Below are 18,785 nucleotides of genomic sequence, written 5' to 3'. Positions count from 1 at the left end.
CAATCAAATCAATCATTCACAAACAGCTGCGTTATGAAAGAAAGACCGCTACCCATGCGTTTTTCAGGAATTTTCCGCTCGTTGTTTTTCCCGCTGCTGGTCTGCATGGCGTTCGTAAACATGCTGGATCTGAAAGCGCAGAGTGCATTTGCTGCGAATGCAAATCATCCTGCCTACAGCCAGGGGCAACAGGCAAAAGATACTGAACTCCCTTTTGAAAGCCGAATTAGCCTGGAGGTTAGCAATGAGCACCTCGGTCAGGTACTGGAGAAAATCGAGAAGCAAACTTCCTTTGTATTCGTCTATTCCAATGACGAAATCCGGGCCGCCCAGAAAATAACACTGTCTGTAAAAGACAGGAAACTGGGTGAAGTACTGGAAATGGTACTGGCTCCGCTGGATATCAAATTTGAAATGATCAGTAACAAGATCATTCTCCGCCAGCAGGGAACTACCACCACATATCAGCAGAACGATATCACGATCAATGGCCGGGTCGTTAATAATAAGGGAGAAGGTCTCCCAGGTATTAATGTTCGTTTGCAGGGTACCAGCACCGGTACCACTACAAATGACCAGGGTTTTTTTACGTTAAAGATCCCGAATGGGCAAGCCAATGGTACCTTAGTTTGCTCTTCCGTTGGTTACATCCCATCGGAAATAGGGATCAGCGGGAGAACCAATATTACCGTAATGCTCACTGAAGACTCTAAGGACCTGGGAGAAATAGTGGTTACTGCTTACGGTTCACAAAAGAAAACGCAGGTAACAGCGGCTATCAATACTATCTCCACTAAAGATATTGAGAGCCGTCCTGTTGCCAACATGTTTCAGGCGTTACAGGGTACTGCTCCTAACCTGATCCTTCAGCAGAACAATGCTGAACCGGGTGCACAGATGAACCTCAACATCCGCGGTGTAGGTAGTCTGACCGGCAATGCTCCGCTCATTATCATCGATGGTGTACAGGCAGGTAGAGACGGTTTACAGAACCTTAACCCTTACGATGTGGAAAGCATCTCTGTACTGAAAGATGCGGCCTCCTCCGCCATCTATGGGTCACAAGCTGCCAATGGCGTTATCTACATTACTACAAAGAGAGGTTCTAAAGATGAGAAACCCAGTGTTTCCTACAATGGTATGTATGGTATTCAAACACCAACCACACTGCCACGTAACGTAGAAGCATGGGAATATATGACACTGAAAAACGAAGCACTGGTTAACTCCGGTAAAACGCCTCAGTTCTCAGCAGATCAGATCAGTCAATGGCACCAGCGTGGTTCTGAACCTGCTTACCTGAGGGAAATGGTGCGCGACCGTACTCCTATGCAGAACCATAGCCTCAGTATGACTGGTGGTGGTAAAACCAGCAGCTACCTGGTATCCTTGGGCTACGTTGATCAGGGTAATATGCTGCAAAACTCTTACGTAACAGACGACTTCTATTACAAACGCTACAATGCCAGGGCAAACCTTGCAGTAGACGTAAGTCAATATGTTAAGGTGAATGTGAACCTTGCTTATACAAAAGGTATCAAACGCAGGCAGCAGTCCGACATCGGATTCCTGATCCGCGACGCTATCCGTACTCCGCGTATCTATCCGGTACTGGATACCCTGGGCAATTTTGTGGTGCCTTCCCTGAACAGTAACAATGTACTGGCTCAGCTGAAGTACGGTGGTTTTAACAGAGAAGAAAAAGATAACCTGCTCGGTGGTCTGGACATCACAATCTCTCCGGTAAAGCACTTCAAACTGAACTTTAACGCATCTGGTACTTATACTATCACTAACGAACAGGACCGTCAGAATAAATATTCCTACGCACCATACTATACAACAGCAAACCCTCCGCTGTTTAACAGAATGTACGAGTATGAATATAAAGACCTTGCCTCCAACGTATATGCTACCGCTGAATATGAAAACACGTTCAACAAGCATTATGTAAAAGCACAGGTAGGCGGTCGTAGCGATGCGATTAATGAAGTATATGGTCTGAAAGCAACCCGTTACGGTACTACCAATCTGGATGATGACTGGACTATTGGTGGCGGATACATTCCTAAGCCTGATGGCACATTTGACTATGCCAATATCGGTACGTACAACGAGATCATCAATCCTAAGCTGTATGCGCTCAACTCGCTTTTCGGTAGAGTAAACTATGCATACAATGACAAGTATCTTGCAGAGATTACCTGGCGTTATGATGGATCTTCCAAATTGGCTCCTGGCCACCGCTGGCAATTCTTCCCTGCCTTCTCCCTGGGTTGGAGAATTACAGATGAAGAGATTTTCAGTGACTTTAAGCAACGCTTTGGTAACGTAAAGTTCCGCTATTCCTGGGGACAGGTGGGTAACTCCAACATCGGTGGCTTCAACTACCTGGCAAGAGTTACGCTGAACAGCGGGAAATATCCTTTCAACAATACGCCAAATGCCGGTGCCGATTTCTCCGCATATAACGAAACATTGCAGTGGGAAATCTCAACCATGAGCAACTACGGTGTGGATGTAGATTTGTTTAATAACAAGATCTCTGCATCCTTCGACTACTTCAATAAAAACACTGATGGTATTTACCTGTTCCAGGTAGTACCAGGTACGGCCGGTATCGGGTCCTCCCTCCAGAACGTTGGTAAAGTGCAGAACAAGGGCTGGGAGCTGACAGTTTCCTATCATGCAAAAACAGGAGCGGTGAACCATACTGTTTCCGCTAACCTGTCTGACAACCTCAACAAAGTGGTGAAATACGGAGAGCAATCCATACAGGGTAGTGACTTCTCCTTTATTGTTAAAGAAGGTTTCCCGATTGCCTCTTATTTCGGTTACAAGTCAAGCGGCCTGTATCAGAACCTGGATGATATCAAAAATGCGCCTCGTGTACCTTTTGCTTATAATCAACAGGTGATGCCTGGTGATGTGCGCTACATCGACCGTAACCAGGATGGCGTTATTGATGCGGATGATCGCTATGTATTTGGCAATCCTTTCCCTCGTTACACTTTCGGATTCAACTATTCAGCCAGCTGGAATAACTGGGATTTCTCTATGTTCTGGCAGGGTGTAGGTAAAAGAAGCCAGTTCCTGCGTGGCGATATCGTAGAGGCCTTCCACAATAATGAAGACCATGCTTTCGAGCAGCACCTGGATCGCTGGACGCCTACCAATGCTGATGCATCTTATCCTCGTCTGACAATTGGTAATGCTAACGCTAATAACTTCGCGTATTCTGACTACTGGTTGTTCGATACGAAATACCTGCGCTTAAAGAATCTGCAGTTTGGTTATACACTGCCTCGTAGTGTTAGTCAGACGTTGCATATCCAGAGCGCGAGAGTGTATTTCACAGGACAGAACCTGCTCACATTCACTCCACGCCGTTTCCGCGAACTAGGTGTAGATCCGGAGTTTACACAGTTTGACGATAAACTGTCATTCACCAATTACAACGCTATTGCAGGACGTAGTTATCCGAATGCAGCTACTTTCTCGTTTGGCCTCGATCTGAAATTCTGATGATAGTGTTTAATGATTAATCGTATGAAGAAATTAATATTATCCATACTCTGCGTATCTGTACTGTTTGCCTGTCGCAAACTAGATCAGCCTATCACGACTGATTATACAGATGCTGCTTACTGGCAGACCCAGGACGATGCACTTGCTGCGCTGGCCAGTTGTTACGAAAACCTGTCTGATGATCAGTATTATTTCGGAGATGAGGCACTGAGCGACAATGGTTATGTAAGTGGCATCGGCTACAAAGCGGTGTCATTGATAGCTGCCGGTGCTTATGATCCGTCTAATCTGCGTGTGTCTGATGAATGGAAATACCGTTACACATGTATCCGTAAGTGTAACATCGTTACTAACAACATAGACAGAATACCTACAATAGACTCTACACTTAAGCGCCGTATAGTAGCTGAAGCAAGATTTATTCGTGCATATTCATACTTTCAGCTGGCTACCTGGTTTGGAGATGTTCCATTCTATACTAACCTGATCACTGTAGAGGAAGCGCGTAATATCACCCGCTCTAAAAGGGAAGATGTGCTCAGCTTTGTCGAGTCTGAATTAGCCGATATCCGTGCTGCACTGCCTGTTAATAACTACAGTGGCAGCGCCGGTTACTCTGATAAAGACAAAGGCCGCATTACCCGTGGCGCTGCTATAGCATTAAGTGCGCGTTTACACATGTTCAAAAGTGAATGGCAGAAAGCTATCACTGACTGTGAGTTGCTGATAGGCAATGCAGCTAATGGTAATTATGCTTTGCAAAGCTCCTACGCTAATATCTTCAGCGCAGCGAATGAGTTTAACAACGAGGTGATCTTCGATATTCAGTATGGTGGTGGTCGTACCAACAGTGCACAGCGTACCTTCATGCCACAGACAGTGGCGCTGCTGCGTAGTACGCTGGTCCCCACTCAGGACCTGGTGGACGATTATATCATGTTGAATGGAAGAGGTATCAGAGAGACCGGCTCCGGATATAGCGAGAATGACCCTTATACAAACAGGGATCCTCGTATGAACGCTACCATTTTACACCATGGCTCTACTGTTACTGACTTTGACGGCAGACTGCAGACTATTCTGACAAGACCGGGCTCGACTCCATCAACTAACAGTGTAGATGACCAGGGTGCTTCTCCTACCGGTTATTATTTCTATAAATATTATGACCGCACAGCCACTAACTATAATTCCGGTCTGAACCTTATTGTCATTCGTTATGCTGATGTGCTGCTGATGTATGCAGAAGCTAAGAATGAGCTGGGCCAACTGGATGCAGCAGTATGGAATCAGACAATCCGTGCACTGCGCTTACGTGCCGGCTTTAATGATGCTGGCGCAACCGAGTTTCCCGGTGTAGGACAGGATGTGCTTCGTACCATTATACGCAGGGAAAGAAGGAGCGAACTGGCATTTGAAGGCGTACGTGCGCTTGATATCCGCCGTTGGAAGATAGCAGACCAGGTAATGAACAGACCTGTAAGAGGTATAAAAGTTAATGGGGGCGCTTTCAGAACTGATGCCAATGGCTACATCATTGTAGAGGATAGGAGATTTATAAATCCTAAACATTACCTGTGGCCGGTGCCAACCTTTGAACGTGACCAGAATACGAACCTTGGTCAGAACCAGGACTGGTAAGCGTCATATATCTCTTAACTACTAAGAACTAAGAATTGGGGAATACCACTTTCAAACTGATACATATGAAAACATTTTTCAGCAATATACTTCTCGCATTACCGGTAGCACTGGGTGTTATCCTGACCGGATGCGGTAAAGATGATAATGATCTCAACACTAATCTGCAACCAGTAAGCAGGCTTAATGCTCCGGTAAACGATAAATATATCAAGCTGCAGCCTACTACCAGCGCCACTGTAACCTTTGAATGGGATCAGGCGCGTGCACAGGATGGTTCACTGGTGTTATACGAAGTAGTGATTGATAAAGATAACGGCGACTTCTCTGATCCTATTGCCAAGATTACTTCCGATGGTGGTGGTGTACAAAATAAACTCACGCTGTCACACAAAGACCTGAACAGCATTGCAGGGAAAGCTGGTATTGCCGCGCTGGCAACTGGTAAACTGAAATGGACAGTAAATGCGTCTAAAGGTTACAACATACAGCCAGCTGCTGAATCCCGTACAATAGAGGTAGAAAGACCTAACGGGTTCGCAGAAATTCCTGTAGATGTGTTTTTGACTGGCGAGGCGACAGAAGCAGGAGCAGATCTGGCACAGGCTGTAAAACTGAAGTCTACCGCACCTGGTGTCTTTGAAATCTACACTTCACTGAAGGATGGTAAGTACAAATTCGTAGATAGAAACAGTGGTACTCCAAATAGCTTCTCTATTGATGGTGGCGCATTGAAAGAAGGTGGAGAAAGTACACAGTCCGGTGGTACTAAAGTGTATCGTCTTCGTATCGACTTCAATAATGCAGCATCTACTGTTACAGAAATCACAGCAATCGGTTTGTGGTTTGCACCTGAAAATGGCATTATGTACGATCTGAACTATACTAGTAATGGTGTATGGGCATTTGAAAATAAACAGATCAATTTCTATCAGGAGTCATGGGGACGTGATGAGCGTTATAAGTTCCGTGTAAGTGTGAAAGCTGCTGATGGTACAGCTGGTACTGAATGGTTCGGTAGCTCAAATGCAGACAATAATCGTCCTTCTGCTACTACGCCGCTTTCCTTCTGGGAACTGCGAGCAATTGCTAACAGTGATCAATACAATTACTGTTACAAATTCGCTTCTGAAGTAGATACTAAAAACTGCGACGTTAAATTGTATTTCTCTCCTGAAAGAACTTACACACACGAAGTAATTGTGCGTTAATCGGGAGACTGGAATCAAATCATGCAAACGATCAATTAAAAAGCTTATGCGTCGAATCTTTCTGCTATTTGCAATAACAGCGGCTATGGCCACTACCTTTACAGGTTGTTTAAAAGAGCCTATAGACGATGGTCCGGGACCAGGAGCCGGTAAGACAACCTACAAATATAACTGGCCGGCTATTGCTGATTCCTCTGCTTCATCTCTGATCAGTAATTTTTACAATCAGAGTGGTAAGTACTTTAATAAGAACAATGCCGGTGACAATACTTTTCATTACTGGCCGAATGCACATGCACTCGACGTGCTCGTAGACATCTATCTGCGTACTGGCAATCCTGCTATTAAGACTCGTATGGAAGAGTTGCTGGATGGTATGAAGACTAAAAATGGTAATACCTATCTGAACCATTTCTATGATGATATGGAATGGATGGTATTAGCCTGCCTCCGTGCATACGAAGCCACCAGCGATAATCGCTATAAGACAACTGCTGAATTGTTGTGGAATGATATCAAGGGTGGATGGGATGAGACCTGGGGTGGAGGTATCTACTGGACCAAGGACCGTCAGAATAAGAACACGCCTGCCAATGCTCCTGCTTCTATCATTGCCTCCCGCATGTATCAGCTGAACAGAAACGGTGAAGACCTGGCCTGGGCAAAGAAGATTTATGACTGGCAGAAAGCTAACCTTGTAGATCCTGTGTCAGGACTGGTATGGGATGGATTGGATGCTTCGGGTACTAACAAAGCCTGGAGGTTCACTTATAACCAGGGTGTATATATTGGAGCAGCAGTTGAGCTGTATAAGATCACTGGTGATGCCGTGTATATCAATGACGCATTGAGAACTGCCAATAACTCTCTGACGGGTGATTTGACTACTGGTAACATTATGAAGGATGAAGGTGGTGGAGACGGCGGCCTGTTCAAAGGCATCCTGGTTCGTTATATGATGTTACTGATCACTGATGGTAGTATTAACAGTAGTGATGTTACGAAGTATGTCAATTTCCTGCAGCTGAATGCCCAGACCATGTGGTTGCAGGGTACCAGCCGTCCACAGATATTGTATAATACCAGCTGGACAAAAACAGCAACTACAACCGATCTTACCACACAGCTCAGCGGAGCTATGCTGATAGAAGCGGCTGCCAGATTGAAAGAGCTGGAACTGATTGATTAAGCTCCTTTCGCCATAATAAGGACTATTAATTTACAGGAATCAGGCATTTGAGTAAAAGATAAACATGCGCAGGACGGACCTGTCTGTGCAGTGATTCTGATACGGATGCCTGATTCCTGTTTTTTATGAGTATATTCGTCTACCTATGAATCGAAGGCAATAGAAGGTTACCTCCATGGGGGTAACCTTTACTTGTTTCAGGAATAACTCTATTTATGTATACCGTCTACGTCCTTTTTTCCCGCCAGTTCGAGAAGATCTATACTGGTCATACCGCCAATCTGGTCAAACGTTTCCATTTCCATAATGATCATGGCCGGCAGAAGGGTACAAGCCCTTACCGCCCTTGGGAAGTCGTCTATATGGAACACTTTGAAGATAAGCAACTGGCGCTCAAAAGAGAGTGGTTGCTTAAATCAGGTAAAGGCCGTGCATGGATATGGGGGCGTATCCGGGAAGAATATTACCGCGACGGGTATATTAGCGGCGAACCCTTAAGGTGAAATCTGCAGGTTATTGTACATACTTGAGAATTTCTTCTACTAACCGGAACACAGTCGTAGATGATTCCTGTTCAGCGGGACTTAAATGAATTAAAGACTGAAGATTTCTTTTCGCGCGGCTAATTGCAAGTGTTGTCCGGTTTCTTTTCGTTGCAGGATCGATGCCGGTTAACAGGTCAAAAAGGTCATCTGTGATCTGTTTGTCGTCTTTGCCGTTAAATGTAGTGCCCAAATACCGGATATAATTATTGATAACGCTGTGGTAATCCTTTCGGCTCATTCTATTTCCCTGATGATCTGCAAAATGCAATATTAGCCAGTACTCGAATGCCTGATTGGACCACGCTACTCCAAAATTATTCTTTTGAGCCAGTTTAATAGCATCATTGAAATCCTGCGAAGGAAAATTGTCTTTATCAAATACGCACCATACCTGTTGATACTTTTGTTGCGCTGCCATCTTAATTGCCTGTTTAACCAATCCCGACGTGCTATGACCACTGCTTGCAATCTTTATTGTTGCAGAAGAAAGACGGAATTTCCTGAAATAGGAGGGCTCTGTATTCTTACCTTCACAAACAATGAGTATGGTTGGATGTTCAGCAAGTTTCGGTAATGGCCGCTTTAATGATGGTGGTTTACTTCGTTGTCTTTTTAGCTGGTTGGCTACCTGATTGGCAGTCCTTTCCTGAACATGAATGGTATCATGTGTTTGTGTTCTCATCAATGGATATTTTGGATGCAATGAATTGGCTGAAATCATTTAATATGGGTACCGCTCCATATTTGCCTACAATGTAATTATGTTCAAAATTGTCCTTTCTTCTTACATCAGATTTAATATCACTCAAAGAATATAGCTTAGCCGCGCCATACCTGTTTTTCTCCGTAAACCATATCTGATCTCTTCTGAATAGGCTAGAGCTGAGTAAATTGGTATCATGCGTATTAAATATAAGTTGTGCATGCAGGCGGTTAGTCGTATGCGAGTGATATAGCTCAATTAATTTGCTGACAAGATTAGGATGTAACCTGGAATCCAGTTCATCGATAAACAACGGATATCCATGCTCCAAAGCATACAGTATAGGCCCTGCCAGCGCGAAAAGTTTCAATGTACCTGAAGACTCATCTTTTTCCAATGATAACTGTACATCGTCTATATAGTTACCATCAGCATCATAACGTCGGTGTGAAGTAAGAATATTTAAGAGTGTTTTTGCCGGTTTTGACAAATCAGATGATACATTGTCAGGATCCGCTTTTTCAAGAGTAATATCCTGTATACTTAGATCTGCAACTGAAAGCAACGCAAGTATCTTTTTCTTTTGTAGGCTGTCAGCTGCCTGAGTAACCGTAAATTCCCGGTGATAATCTTCTCTTAGTCCAGAAACAATCTGTAATTGCTGAAACCAGTCTAATACACTGCCGGCAGTGTTATCATTAAATTGCGCGGCTACAGATATCAACAATGCATTTTCACGTACTAGTTTTTCTTTGGTCAATATATGCCCCTTTGAAAATCTTCTGACGTGGTACTCAAATCGTTGTCCTTCCCTATAAAAGATTTCAATTTCTTTGGTCTTGGGCCTATGATAGAGCCATTCCGCAAGCACTACCTTACGAGATATTTCAAAGCCATACCGATATAGCTCATCATTGTAAATAAAGATGATTTCAAATACGGAGGATGTATTTTCTGAAGCTGGATCAAGCCTGAAAGGATCAATATTTATCTCATCCCCTTTCTGACTATCTACCGATGAGCGCATTACAAACGCTTTCATAAATGCAAGCGCATTAATAAAAGTGCTCTTTCCACTGGCGTTGGCACCATAAATTACGGCACCAGTTAATATGCGTATGCCGAAAGTAGGATTGAAAGTGACATTTTCTGATTCGCGGGTGTCCTTATCATAGTTAGACGCGATCAGGCTGATTGTCGCCTTCTCCTTAAAAGTCTTAAAATTGGATACCGAGAACTCGATAATCATAATAATAAATCCGTTTTTTGAGGTATTTATTCAAAAATCGGATTTATTATGCAATAATGTTAATAATAGAAGGGTATTGTCAAGAATTATTACTTTGAGAATTTCTATCTCCTTCCTCTTCCAATCAGCCACAGAATGATTCCCACCACAAAAGCCACTGCCAGTACACCTACCCATACTCCGGCTTTGAAAATACCTCCTACCACTTCACAACTGCTCAGGAACATAACGGAAAAGGCCAGCAGGCCAAGATATAAGTTTCTCATATACTCTTTTTTAAACAATATATCATACTCTGTGCCAGCGACTGCTTTAATCCTGTTTTGCCTGATCTCTTATATCAGCGAAATATTACAATCTTAACGCCCGTGCGGACCCTGCTGATACGTACATTCAATGCGGTGCTGCCCGCAGCCTTGTGCAGAAATCGGACTCAAATAAGACCCTGCTGCCTTCCGGGAATGGGCTTCCTGGAATCATGCGCAGCGCTGATGCCATGGGGAAGTTACACCGCCCACGGGGCAGGTTTTCCACTTTTGGGGTATTCTGATACTTGGAAGACAGTTATCAATCTCCTGCCGTTGGTGGTAAAGTCTCTCCCGAACGGCCTGTTGCGGATGCTGCCGGTGTAGGAGTAACTGCCGCTACCGGCTGCGCCGGGGTAGCTGGTGTTGTTGCCGCCGGTGGCTGTTTCCACATACCAGGTTCCATATTGATCTGTAACTGTTGCGGTCTGGGGTGGGCAATACTGATACCTGCCTCCTGGAGTCTGACATAAATATCTGTCAGCACTTCACTTTTCATTACTCCCGCTTGTCCCAGGTCGCTGATCCAGAACATAGATTGTATGTCTACGCCGGTGTCCCGGAAGTTCTGCAGTAGCACTACCGGTTCAGGGGTCTTTAGTATATCGTCGAGGTTGAGGAGGTAGTCTTTAATGATAGTTAGTGCTTTCTTCAGGTCAGTGCCATAGGCAACGCCTACTATCACGTCTACACGGCGTGTTCTGCTGGTGAGCGTCCAGTTTACGAGTTGTTGTGCAATCAGATCGCCATTGGGTACAATCACTTCCGAGCCATCACCGGCGGATATTTTGCTGGATCGTATACCAATCTCTTTGACTACGCCGGTTCTTGTTCCTAGCTCTATGACATCGCCCACTTCAATTGGCTTTTCAAAGGCCAGTATCACGCCCGATACCAGGTTATTCACAATATTCTGTAAGCCGAAACCAATGCCTACACCAAGTGCGCCTACCACAATCGCCAGTTTATCCATCGGTATCCCCGATGCGGCAAATGCCAGTAAGGTTCCTGCTCCTAAAATAGCCAGTCTTATCAGTAGCATGGCGGAACCCAGTTTTTTCTGCGGCTGAGATGACTGTCCGGTGTAGCCCAGCAGATAGGAGATGATCTGCGTAACAACGGTTGACAACCAGATGATGAGCAGGAAAATGATAACGCTGCTGAAAGAGAAGGTAAAATTGCCAATCTTTCGTTCCGCCATCAGCAGATTACTAATGATCTCATATAGGCCATCATACAAGTATAGATTTCTTGCCAGCAGCGCTACCCAACCGATAGATGCTACAATATAGAAGATCGTCTTCAACCGTGACTTGATGTTCTGATAGTCTATCATGGAAATGAAGGTGCTGGAATCCTTCTTGGCTTCTACCTGTATATAGATGGCTTCCATCAGTATCTCCACCGTCAATACGATGGCCAGGGCCATTGTGATACTTACAACACTGGCTGCTCCCATAATCTTTGCTGCTGCTACCCGCGCCATTAATACCAGTAACACAGATAATCCGCTCAGTATGGTGAATGTCCAGATAGCGGAACGGGAATATTTTGGTAATGGCAATGTGGTATTCCTGAGTGTTTTTAACAGGTACAAACCCAGTATAACCGAGAGTATGCCGCCTGCAAAGATGCCCCATTGCTCAAAGAAGGTTACCTGTATCAACAGGTTGTTCACACAATACAGCGCCAGCAGAAACACCAGTAACAGCCAGCGTTTGAACAGGTTATCAGGGACATTGTTGCGGATAATGAATGTTGTGGCTACTGCCGCTATCATCCAGCAGATACCTGAATAGAAGATAGGATACTGGATGGATACCAGGAAGGAGAGTGTTGCTGTGAGCACCACTGTACTTGCCAGCTGATGCCGGTACAGGTAACGGGAATGTTGCAGGATGCTCTCTGCCTCCCGGTCCTCATGTTTGCGTTTGATCTTTCCTGCATTTACGCGTACCCACCAGAGAAATAACCCTGCGCCCAATATCCAGAACAGATAAATCGGTCCGCTTACGGCAAAGAATATCTTGAGTATGTTAAGGTTTTTACGCACAGAGCGATGCAGTACCTCCGGGAATCTGGGGCCTTTCTTACCCGGTAGCGGTGGCTCCCACAGATAACTGAAGTCCTTATTAAACATGCGCTGATTGAACCGGGTTAACTGGTAGTCCATATCTTCCAGCAGATTAGTCACGTCAATATATCGTTTTGCTACCCGGTTCTGTAACAATCCCAGGTGCAGCAGGTTTCTCTTATTCGCACTATCCACCTGCCGCCATTTCTGGATCAGGGAGGCCATTTGTCCTACATAAATATCGCGTAGTTCGTTCTCGGCAGGTATATTACGCATGGAAGTATCCTGGCGGAGTATCTGCAGTGTATCTGTAATATTTACGAGCCTGTCATGAAACTTGAATAACTGGTCCTGCCATTTGTCCAGCTTCCGTTCCAGCTGCACCAGCAGCACCCGGTTGGTGTACAGGTCATGTACGTTGTTGGTACTACCGAAAGCAGTCATATCCTTTTTCACTACTCTCATAGAAGAGTCTATCAAGGGAATGCTCTCACTGATCTCCACAGTATCCATCCCGCGGCGCAGTGTGCTCATTACCTGATTCAGCATCAGGGTATATGTTTCCAGTCTGGTGATAATAATTGCGACAGAAGTGTCTGATAACCTGATAGCCGATTTGCCGGAAGTATCTTTTACCTGTTGAGAGATGATTTTGCTGAGTGTAGCGCTGTCAATAGGTTTCGGGGAATTAATAGGAGACTGTGTTGAAGTACGCGACTGACCAGTGGCCAGCAGGGTCGTACAACAAAGAAGTATGAAGAGGCAGATATGGCGGAACATGTTAACAAATTAGAAATTAAGAATCAGGAATTGGAATTGGTTAGTCGTCCATCATTGATGAAGTGCCGGATTGTTAACCGATTCGTATTTCCTGGCGGGCAGTATCCACTTAAGGAGAAGCCATCGATGAATGAAAATAACAAATATCCCGATTCAACAAATGAATCAAACTTCGGCCACCGGTACAATCTTCATTCCTGATTCCTGATTCTTACTTTCCGGTTACTAGCTTCTCCAGCGGAACTTCTCTTCCGCAGGCTTAAGCCTTTTACCTGCAGGGATCTCCTCATCTGTATATCCCAGATAGAAGAAACCTAATACTTTATCCGCTTCACCCAGTTCCAGGTATTCTTTCATAGCAGGGTGAAAGGTCATCCCGCCTGAACCCCAGTAACCGGCAATCCCTTTTTCAGTTGCTCCCAACCACATGTTTTGTGTAGCGCAGGCTACGGCAGCTATTTCTTCCAGTTCAGGAATAGCTGGTTTCGTGCCTCTTTTCATACAGATCGCTATCACATGTGAAGCCAGGTCACCCTGCTGCTGCAGCTTTTCATAGGTAGACTGTGAAAACTTGTCAGCAGGCGTATTAGCCTGATAGATGTCAGCGTGTGACTGGCAGAAGCCTTTTACACCTTCGCCGCTGAATACAACGAAGTGCCATGGTTCTGTATAGCCGTGGGTAGGTGCCCAGTCAGCCAGTTCCAGTAATTCGCGTACCTGTTCATCGGGAATCCTTTTCCCGTTCATACTTGCCGGCTTGATATTGCGGCGTTGCCTGATAATACTCGTCAGATTTCCGTTTTCCATTCTTAAGCTTGATTGTTTATGTTAGCGGGAGATAAACTCCCTGTTTACATGTAAGCAGATAATTTTTCCTTCCATTCTTCCGGGAGCCTGGCCACCTTGCGATGGGTATAATCAAAGAAGATCATTCCCGACTTGGCTTCTGCAATAATGATCGTTTTGTCGTTACGTACCGTCGTGATCCGGTAGTAAATATCGAAACCGAAAGGTGCAATGTCAGCAGCGCCTATTGCGATGTCAAACACATCTCCCAGGAAACCTTCGCCTTTATAGACAAGGGCCGCATCCGCCATGATCAGACCTGTATCGCCTGCACCACGTTCTTCGTATCCCATAGATTGTAGAAAGTCAATCCTTGCCTGGTGGATAATTGACAGGATGGAATCATTACCAACATGTCCGCCGTAATTAATGTCTGTAACCCTAACCGGAATCTGAGTGGTGAAACCCAGTTTTTCCGGCATATCTATCTTAACTCTTGCCATGCTTTATAATATTATTCTGTTACTGATGTTGATGGTAGGTGGCCCTTGTTCAGAGACTGAGACTTTTCTTCCCCTCTTCTCTCAGGAAAGTAATCAGCTGTTGTAATGCTTTTGCCCGGTGACTGAATTTGTTCTTGCCGGCGATATCCATTTCTGCAAATGCAATATCAGACCCATCTGGTATAAAGATGGGATCATATCCGAAGCCGTCGCCACCACGTCTTTCTGTGGTGATAGTACCCGGACATACGCCGGTGAACTGAAACTCCTGTCCGCCGAGTATCAGGGAAATGACCGTCCGGAAGTGGGCCTTACGGTTCTGCTGACCATCCAGTTCCTGTAACACTTTGTTGATATTGTCTTCCGACCGTTTCTGTTCACCTGCATAGCGGGCAGATAGCACACCAGGTGCGCCATTGAGTGCATCTATTTCCAGACCGGTATCTTCTGAGAAGCAGTCTTTACCGGTCATTTCAAAGATGACAGTCGATTTCTCTCTGGCATTCTCTTCCAGGGTCTGATGCGGCTCGGGAATATCAATGTTGATACCGGCTTCCTGCAAAGTGATGACAGAAAAGCTGTCTCCCAGCATTGCGCGGATTTCCTTCACCTTATTCTCATTATTGGTTGCAAATACAAGTGTCATTCGAAAAGCGGTGTTTATATCTTAGGTAAATAATCAGACGCCAAGCAATTGTTTCAGTCCCATCCATAGCTTTCCCTTCAGCATCTTATCCTGGGAAATGATCGTAAGGTCGTCAGAAAAGATTAACGGACAACCATTCACCTGCAACAGCTGATAGTTGGAAATTCCCTCCAGTCCCATTGCAGCCGGAGATAAACCAAAGATTACAGCCTGTTTCATAGGAACGGCTTCCTGCCAGCTGGTAAAAGGAAGATTGCCGTACTGAGCCGTGTTGATCAGTGCAATATCCTGCATACCCAGTTTACAGGCGTTTAATATATTAGTTAACAGATTAAATAATTCGTCGTTTAAGTATGCTTCACCCTCATTTTGTATGAACAGGGCTATGTTTTTTTGATTTTCACCTAAAAATTTGACTTTAGGAGGCGTTTCAGCTACGACTGCAACAGGCTCCTTTTTGCCCGGAATGATAGGCTGGTTGTATATCCTGGCCAAAATGTAAGGATCAAGCTGCAATTTATCAAAAGACATGTTTATGTGTATTTTACTTAATATATCGTTCCCCTTTGGGGAAAAAATCAGTTTATTTGCATCTGACAGTGAGCAAATGTAAGAGTATTCAATTTTAGATTCAGGATTTCCGACTTTAGATTTTAAACGGGAACAGGGCCAGGAATTGAAATTTATTCAGACACCAAAACAACTATAACTTTTTAAAGGTCCTTATGATGGTAGACAATCCAACGACAAACGCATTATTCGAAGAGGCGGTTAAGAAGATTAAAGTGAACCGGATAGCCAACACCCGGATCAACGAGATTGATTTTAACAATCTGGTATTCGGAAAGAAATATGCCGACCACATGCTGGTAGCAGATTTTGACGGTAAAGAGTGGAAAAATGCAGAGATCCTGCCTTTTCAGCATATTTCCGTAAGCCCATCCAATGCCGCCTGGCACTACGGTCAGGCTATCTTCGAAGGTATCAAGGCCTACAAAGATCAGGAAGGTAACCCGATGATCTTCCGTCCCTATGACAACTACGCGCGTTTCAACACATCCGCAGAAAGAATGGGTATGCCTGATGTGCCGGAATGGTTATTCATCGGCGGTATGGAAATGCTGATTGATCTGGATCGTGAATGGGTACCTGCGAATGAGGGTTGCTCACTGTACCTGCGTCCTTTTATGATTGCAGCAGATGAATTTATCGGTGTAAGACCATCTGATACCTATAAATTCGTTATTATTAATTCTCCTTCCGGCCCGTATTTTAATAAACCTATTAAATTGCTGGTACAGGATAAATATATACGTGCTTTCCCTGGTGGTGTAGGTTATGCAAAAGCTGCCGGTAACTATGGCGGCGCAATGTATCCTACTATGCAGGCCCGTAAACAGGGATTCGATCAGATCCTCTGGGTGGATGGAGTGGAATACAAATATCTCCAGGAGTGTGGTACGATGAATGTCTTTGCTATCATCGGTAACAAAGCCATCACGCCAGATCTGACCCAGGGTACAATCCTGGCAGGTGTAACCAGGGCAAGTGTAATGGATGTGCTTTCTGATATGGGACTTACCGTGGAAGAACGTCCGGTGTCTATCGAAGAAGTGGTTGCTGCCTGGAAAGATGGTTCACTGCGTGAGGTATTCGGTACCGGCACAGCTTCCAGTGTTGCTTACGTGGAAGAACTGCACTATAAAGAACATGAAATCCGCCTGGATACTGCTAACTATGCAGTAGGAGCAGAGCTGCTGGAGCGCCTGGACGCTATCCGTACCGGAAAGGCAGAAGATACCAGGAACTGGAACTACAGAGTATCAAAACACTAAAAATAGTCTTAGTTGTGTTAGTTAGGGGCCATTCGCTGTATGCGGATGGCCCCTTCGCTTTAGGAAGATATGCGGCAGGGCGGGAAGATATATTGTCCTGCTGAGGGCAGGGTCAATAACAGGGTTGACCCAGGGTGCTTCGCCTGCCTGATATCGGTTAGTATTCTATATGATGCCGTTGCTAAGAGGTCACTAAAAGGTCACTTCAATATCCCCGGGATATTGAAGTGACCTTTTAGTGACCTCTTGGTATTAATATAATGTGAAGACTAAAGCGGCATTATATCGTATCCTGAGCTACGTTATAATATGTCTTATTAAGGGGGTAGCAAGCTGTAATTCAGTACATTGTGCAGGCGGTTAGCAGTAGGACTGCAGGGATGCAGGTAAAACATTATGCATTCCCGGTGAAAAACTGCATCTTTGCAGGATGACACTTTCTGCTTTTCTGGAATCCCTCAGCCAGGCAACGCCTCCAGCAGGCATCTCCCCTTACCTGGCCTCCCTATGGTGGGAAGGCAAAGGAAACTGGCAAAAGGCTCATGATATTATAGAACACCTGGATGGCGATATAGCTGCCTGGGTGCACGCTTATCTCCACAGAAAGGAAGGTGACCGCGGTAACGCCCGTTATTGGTATTCCCGCGCAAACCGAACTATGCCGGAAGTGTCTCTTGAACAGGAATGGAAAGACATGGTGACTGTTCTGTCAGGTCGCCAGGAGGGTTTCTAAAAAAATGTTTAAAACATTTTGTTATTAATAGGGATAAATGTACCTTTGCCCTCCCAAATTCCCATTCTGGGTGATTTGGATGTCATTGTAAACCGACAGAAAAAAAACTTAGGTAGAATGCCTACTATACAACAATTAGTAAGAAAAGGAAGAGAAATTATCCGGGCTAAATCCAAGTCCAGGGCTTTAGATAGCTGTCCTCAGCGTCGTGGTGTATGTACCCGTGTGTACACAACCACCCCGAAAAAGCCAAACTCTGCGCTGCGCAAGGTTGCAAAGGTGCGTCTGACAAATAAAGTAGAGGTGATCGCTTATATCCCTGGTGAAGGACACAACCTTCAGGAGCACTCCATCGTGCTGATCCGTGGCGGTAGGGTAAAAGATCTGCCAGGTGTTCGTTACCACATCGTACGTGGTTCTCTGGATACTGCAGGTGTTAAAGATAGAAAGCAGAGCCGTTCCAAGTATGGTACCAAAAAGGAAAAGGCTAAGAAATAATATTTTTACAAATAGTTGAAATTTTCCAAATAAATGAGAAAGCAAGCCGCAAAAAAGATGCCTCTGGCTCCGGATCCGCGCTTTAACGACAAACTGGTTACCCGGTTTGTAAACAACGTGATGGAACAGGGCAAAAAGAGCATTGCCTATAGGATATTTTATGATTCAATTGACAGAGTTAGCCAGATAACCGGTGAAAACGGTTACGAGGTTTGGAAAAAAGCTCTGACAAATGTAACTCCTGCTGTAGAAGTTAGAAGCCGTCGTATCGGTGGTGCTACCTTCCAGATTCCATCTGAGGTTCGTCCTGACAGAAAGATTTCTCTGTGCATGAAATGGTTGATCCGTTTCGCTGGTGAAAGAAATGGTAAGAGCATGGCTGAGAAACTGGCGAACGAAATCGTAGCTGCAAGCAAAGGTGAAGGTGGCGCTTTCAAAAAGAAAGAAGATACTCACCGTATGGCTGAAGCTAACAAGGCATTCTCCCACTTCAGGATCTAAATCTACTGCCGCAAGGTAGATGGTTTATAAAGATATAGGAGAAACATCCTCCGGGCTA

General features: G+C 44.9%; 17 protein-coding genes. 9 read left to right on the top strand and 8 right to left on the bottom strand.

Features of this window, described 5'->3' with window-relative positions; genetic code table 11:
• Positions 1-33: 33 nt before the first annotated feature.
• From K1Y79_RS08260 to K1Y79_RS08240, 5 genes are all read left to right on the top strand, one after another.
• Complete coding sequence (locus K1Y79_RS08260; protein ID WP_220249502.1) at positions 34-3,525, top strand: TonB-dependent receptor; 3,492 nt, start codon at positions 34-36, stop codon at positions 3,523-3,525.
• Positions 3,526-3,549: 24 nt separating this feature from the next.
• A complete protein-coding gene (locus tag K1Y79_RS08255; protein ID WP_220249501.1) occupies positions 3,550-5,169 on the top strand; it encodes a RagB/SusD family nutrient uptake outer membrane protein in 1,620 nt (539 codons plus the stop codon).
• Between the two features lie 65 nt (positions 5,170-5,234).
• Positions 5,235-6,380 (top strand): SusE domain-containing protein, encoded by a 1,146-nt coding sequence (locus K1Y79_RS08250; protein ID WP_220249500.1) that lies wholly within the window; start codon positions 5,235-5,237, stop codon positions 6,378-6,380.
• A gap of 46 nt (positions 6,381-6,426) precedes the next feature.
• A complete protein-coding gene (locus K1Y79_RS08245; protein WP_220249499.1) occupies positions 6,427-7,569 on the top strand; it encodes a glycoside hydrolase family 76 protein in 1,143 nt (380 codons plus the stop codon).
• Between the two features lie 215 nt (positions 7,570-7,784).
• Positions 7,785-8,072, top strand: coding sequence for a GIY-YIG nuclease family protein (locus tag K1Y79_RS08240; protein ID WP_220249498.1), 288 nt, complete (start codon positions 7,785-7,787; stop codon positions 8,070-8,072).
• 10 nt (positions 8,073-8,082) lie between these two features.
• Here K1Y79_RS08240 and K1Y79_RS08235 read toward each other — a convergent pair whose 3' ends face one another.
• From K1Y79_RS08235 to K1Y79_RS08200, 8 genes are all read right to left on the bottom strand, one after another.
• A complete protein-coding gene (locus K1Y79_RS08235; RefSeq protein WP_220249497.1) occupies positions 8,083-8,796 on the bottom strand; it encodes an RloB family protein in 714 nt (237 codons plus the stop codon).
• Positions 8,777-10,066: an AAA family ATPase gene (locus tag K1Y79_RS08230; RefSeq protein ID WP_220249496.1), complete on the bottom strand. Its 1,290-nt coding sequence runs from the start codon at positions 10,064-10,066 to the stop codon at positions 8,777-8,779. Before K1Y79_RS08230 ends, K1Y79_RS08235 begins: the two co-directional genes overlap by 20 nt.
• Before the next feature lie 104 nt (positions 10,067-10,170).
• On the bottom strand, positions 10,171-10,332 hold the full coding sequence (locus K1Y79_RS08225) for a phosphatidate cytidylyltransferase (RefSeq protein WP_220249495.1): 162 nt from the start codon (positions 10,330-10,332) through the stop codon (positions 10,171-10,173).
• 301 nt (positions 10,333-10,633) lie between these two features.
• Positions 10,634-13,225 (bottom strand): mechanosensitive ion channel family protein, encoded by a 2,592-nt coding sequence (locus K1Y79_RS08220; RefSeq protein WP_220249494.1) that lies wholly within the window; start codon positions 13,223-13,225, stop codon positions 10,634-10,636.
• Positions 13,226-13,450: 225 nt separating this feature from the next.
• Positions 13,451-14,032: a nitroreductase family protein gene (locus tag K1Y79_RS08215; RefSeq protein ID WP_220249493.1), complete on the bottom strand. Its 582-nt coding sequence runs from the start codon at positions 14,030-14,032 to the stop codon at positions 13,451-13,453.
• A gap of 44 nt (positions 14,033-14,076) precedes the next feature.
• The gene (locus K1Y79_RS08210; RefSeq protein ID WP_220249492.1) at positions 14,077-14,514 is read right to left on the bottom strand and encodes an acyl-CoA thioesterase; all 438 of its coding nucleotides are present in this window, start codon (positions 14,512-14,514) and stop codon (positions 14,077-14,079) included.
• Positions 14,515-14,563: 49 nt separating this feature from the next.
• On the bottom strand, positions 14,564-15,160 hold the full coding sequence (rdgB, locus tag K1Y79_RS08205) for an RdgB/HAM1 family non-canonical purine NTP pyrophosphatase (RefSeq protein ID WP_220249491.1): 597 nt from the start codon (positions 15,158-15,160) through the stop codon (positions 14,564-14,566).
• Positions 15,161-15,193: 33 nt separating this feature from the next.
• Positions 15,194-15,691 (bottom strand): hypothetical protein, encoded by a 498-nt coding sequence (locus tag K1Y79_RS08200; RefSeq protein WP_220249490.1) that lies wholly within the window; start codon positions 15,689-15,691, stop codon positions 15,194-15,196.
• Between the two features lie 194 nt (positions 15,692-15,885).
• On the opposite strand from K1Y79_RS08200, the gene K1Y79_RS08195 reads away from it, so the two are divergent.
• From K1Y79_RS08195 to rpsG, 4 genes are all read left to right on the top strand, one after another.
• On the top strand, positions 15,886-16,995 hold the full coding sequence (locus tag K1Y79_RS08195; RefSeq protein ID WP_236059525.1) for a branched-chain amino acid aminotransferase: 1,110 nt from the start codon (positions 15,886-15,888) through the stop codon (positions 16,993-16,995).
• Positions 16,996-17,425: 430 nt separating this feature from the next.
• Positions 17,426-17,728 (top strand): hypothetical protein, encoded by a 303-nt coding sequence (locus tag K1Y79_RS08190; protein ID WP_220249489.1) that lies wholly within the window; start codon positions 17,426-17,428, stop codon positions 17,726-17,728.
• Between the two features lie 117 nt (positions 17,729-17,845).
• Positions 17,846-18,226: a 30S ribosomal protein S12 gene (rpsL, locus tag K1Y79_RS08185; protein ID WP_012789278.1), complete on the top strand. Its 381-nt coding sequence runs from the start codon at positions 17,846-17,848 to the stop codon at positions 18,224-18,226.
• 33 nt (positions 18,227-18,259) lie between these two features.
• Complete coding sequence (rpsG, locus tag K1Y79_RS08180; RefSeq protein WP_220249488.1) at positions 18,260-18,727, top strand: 30S ribosomal protein S7; 468 nt, start codon at positions 18,260-18,262, stop codon at positions 18,725-18,727.
• The last annotated feature ends 58 nt before the right edge of the window (positions 18,728-18,785 follow it).

This window comes from Chitinophaga rhizophila (genome assembly GCF_019492185.1).
In the GTDB taxonomy this organism is placed as follows: Bacteria; Bacteroidota; Bacteroidia; order Chitinophagales; family Chitinophagaceae; genus Chitinophaga; species Chitinophaga rhizophila.
Note: the sequence above shows the minus strand (reverse complement) of the source record. Positions and strands in the feature narration are given on the sequence as shown.

Coding starts and splice junctions, on each gene's coding strand:
- K1Y79_RS08260 (WP_220249502.1), top strand. CDS start 34: ATGAAAGAAAGACCGCTACCCATGCGTTTTTCAGGAATTTTCCGCTCG.
- K1Y79_RS08255 (WP_220249501.1), top strand. CDS start 3,550: ATGAAGAAATTAATATTATCCATACTCTGCGTATCTGTACTGTTTGCC.
- K1Y79_RS08250 (WP_220249500.1), top strand. CDS start 5,235: ATGAAAACATTTTTCAGCAATATACTTCTCGCATTACCGGTAGCACTG.
- K1Y79_RS08245 (WP_220249499.1), top strand. CDS start 6,427: ATGCGTCGAATCTTTCTGCTATTTGCAATAACAGCGGCTATGGCCACT.
- K1Y79_RS08240 (WP_220249498.1), top strand. CDS start 7,785: ATGTATACCGTCTACGTCCTTTTTTCCCGCCAGTTCGAGAAGATCTAT.
- K1Y79_RS08235 (WP_220249497.1), bottom strand. CDS start 8,796: ATGAGAACACAAACACATGATACCATTCATGTTCAGGAAAGGACTGCC.
- K1Y79_RS08230 (WP_220249496.1), bottom strand. CDS start 10,066: ATGATTATCGAGTTCTCGGTATCCAATTTTAAGACTTTTAAGGAGAAG.
- K1Y79_RS08225 (WP_220249495.1), bottom strand. CDS start 10,332: ATGAGAAACTTATATCTTGGCCTGCTGGCCTTTTCCGTTATGTTCCTG.
- K1Y79_RS08220 (WP_220249494.1), bottom strand. CDS start 13,225: ATGTTCCGCCATATCTGCCTCTTCATACTTCTTTGTTGTACGACCCTG.
- K1Y79_RS08215 (WP_220249493.1), bottom strand. CDS start 14,032: ATGGAAAACGGAAATCTGACGAGTATTATCAGGCAACGCCGCAATATC.
- K1Y79_RS08210 (WP_220249492.1), bottom strand. CDS start 14,514: ATGGCAAGAGTTAAGATAGATATGCCGGAAAAACTGGGTTTCACCACT.
- rdgB (WP_220249491.1), bottom strand. CDS start 15,160: ATGACACTTGTATTTGCAACCAATAATGAGAATAAGGTGAAGGAAATC.
- K1Y79_RS08200 (WP_220249490.1), bottom strand. CDS start 15,691: ATGTCTTTTGATAAATTGCAGCTTGATCCTTACATTTTGGCCAGGATA.
- K1Y79_RS08195 (WP_236059525.1), top strand. CDS start 15,886: ATGATGGTAGACAATCCAACGACAAACGCATTATTCGAAGAGGCGGTT.
- K1Y79_RS08190 (WP_220249489.1), top strand. CDS start 17,426: ATGACACTTTCTGCTTTTCTGGAATCCCTCAGCCAGGCAACGCCTCCA.
- rpsL (WP_012789278.1), top strand. CDS start 17,846: ATGCCTACTATACAACAATTAGTAAGAAAAGGAAGAGAAATTATCCGG.
- rpsG (WP_220249488.1), top strand. CDS start 18,260: ATGAGAAAGCAAGCCGCAAAAAAGATGCCTCTGGCTCCGGATCCGCGC.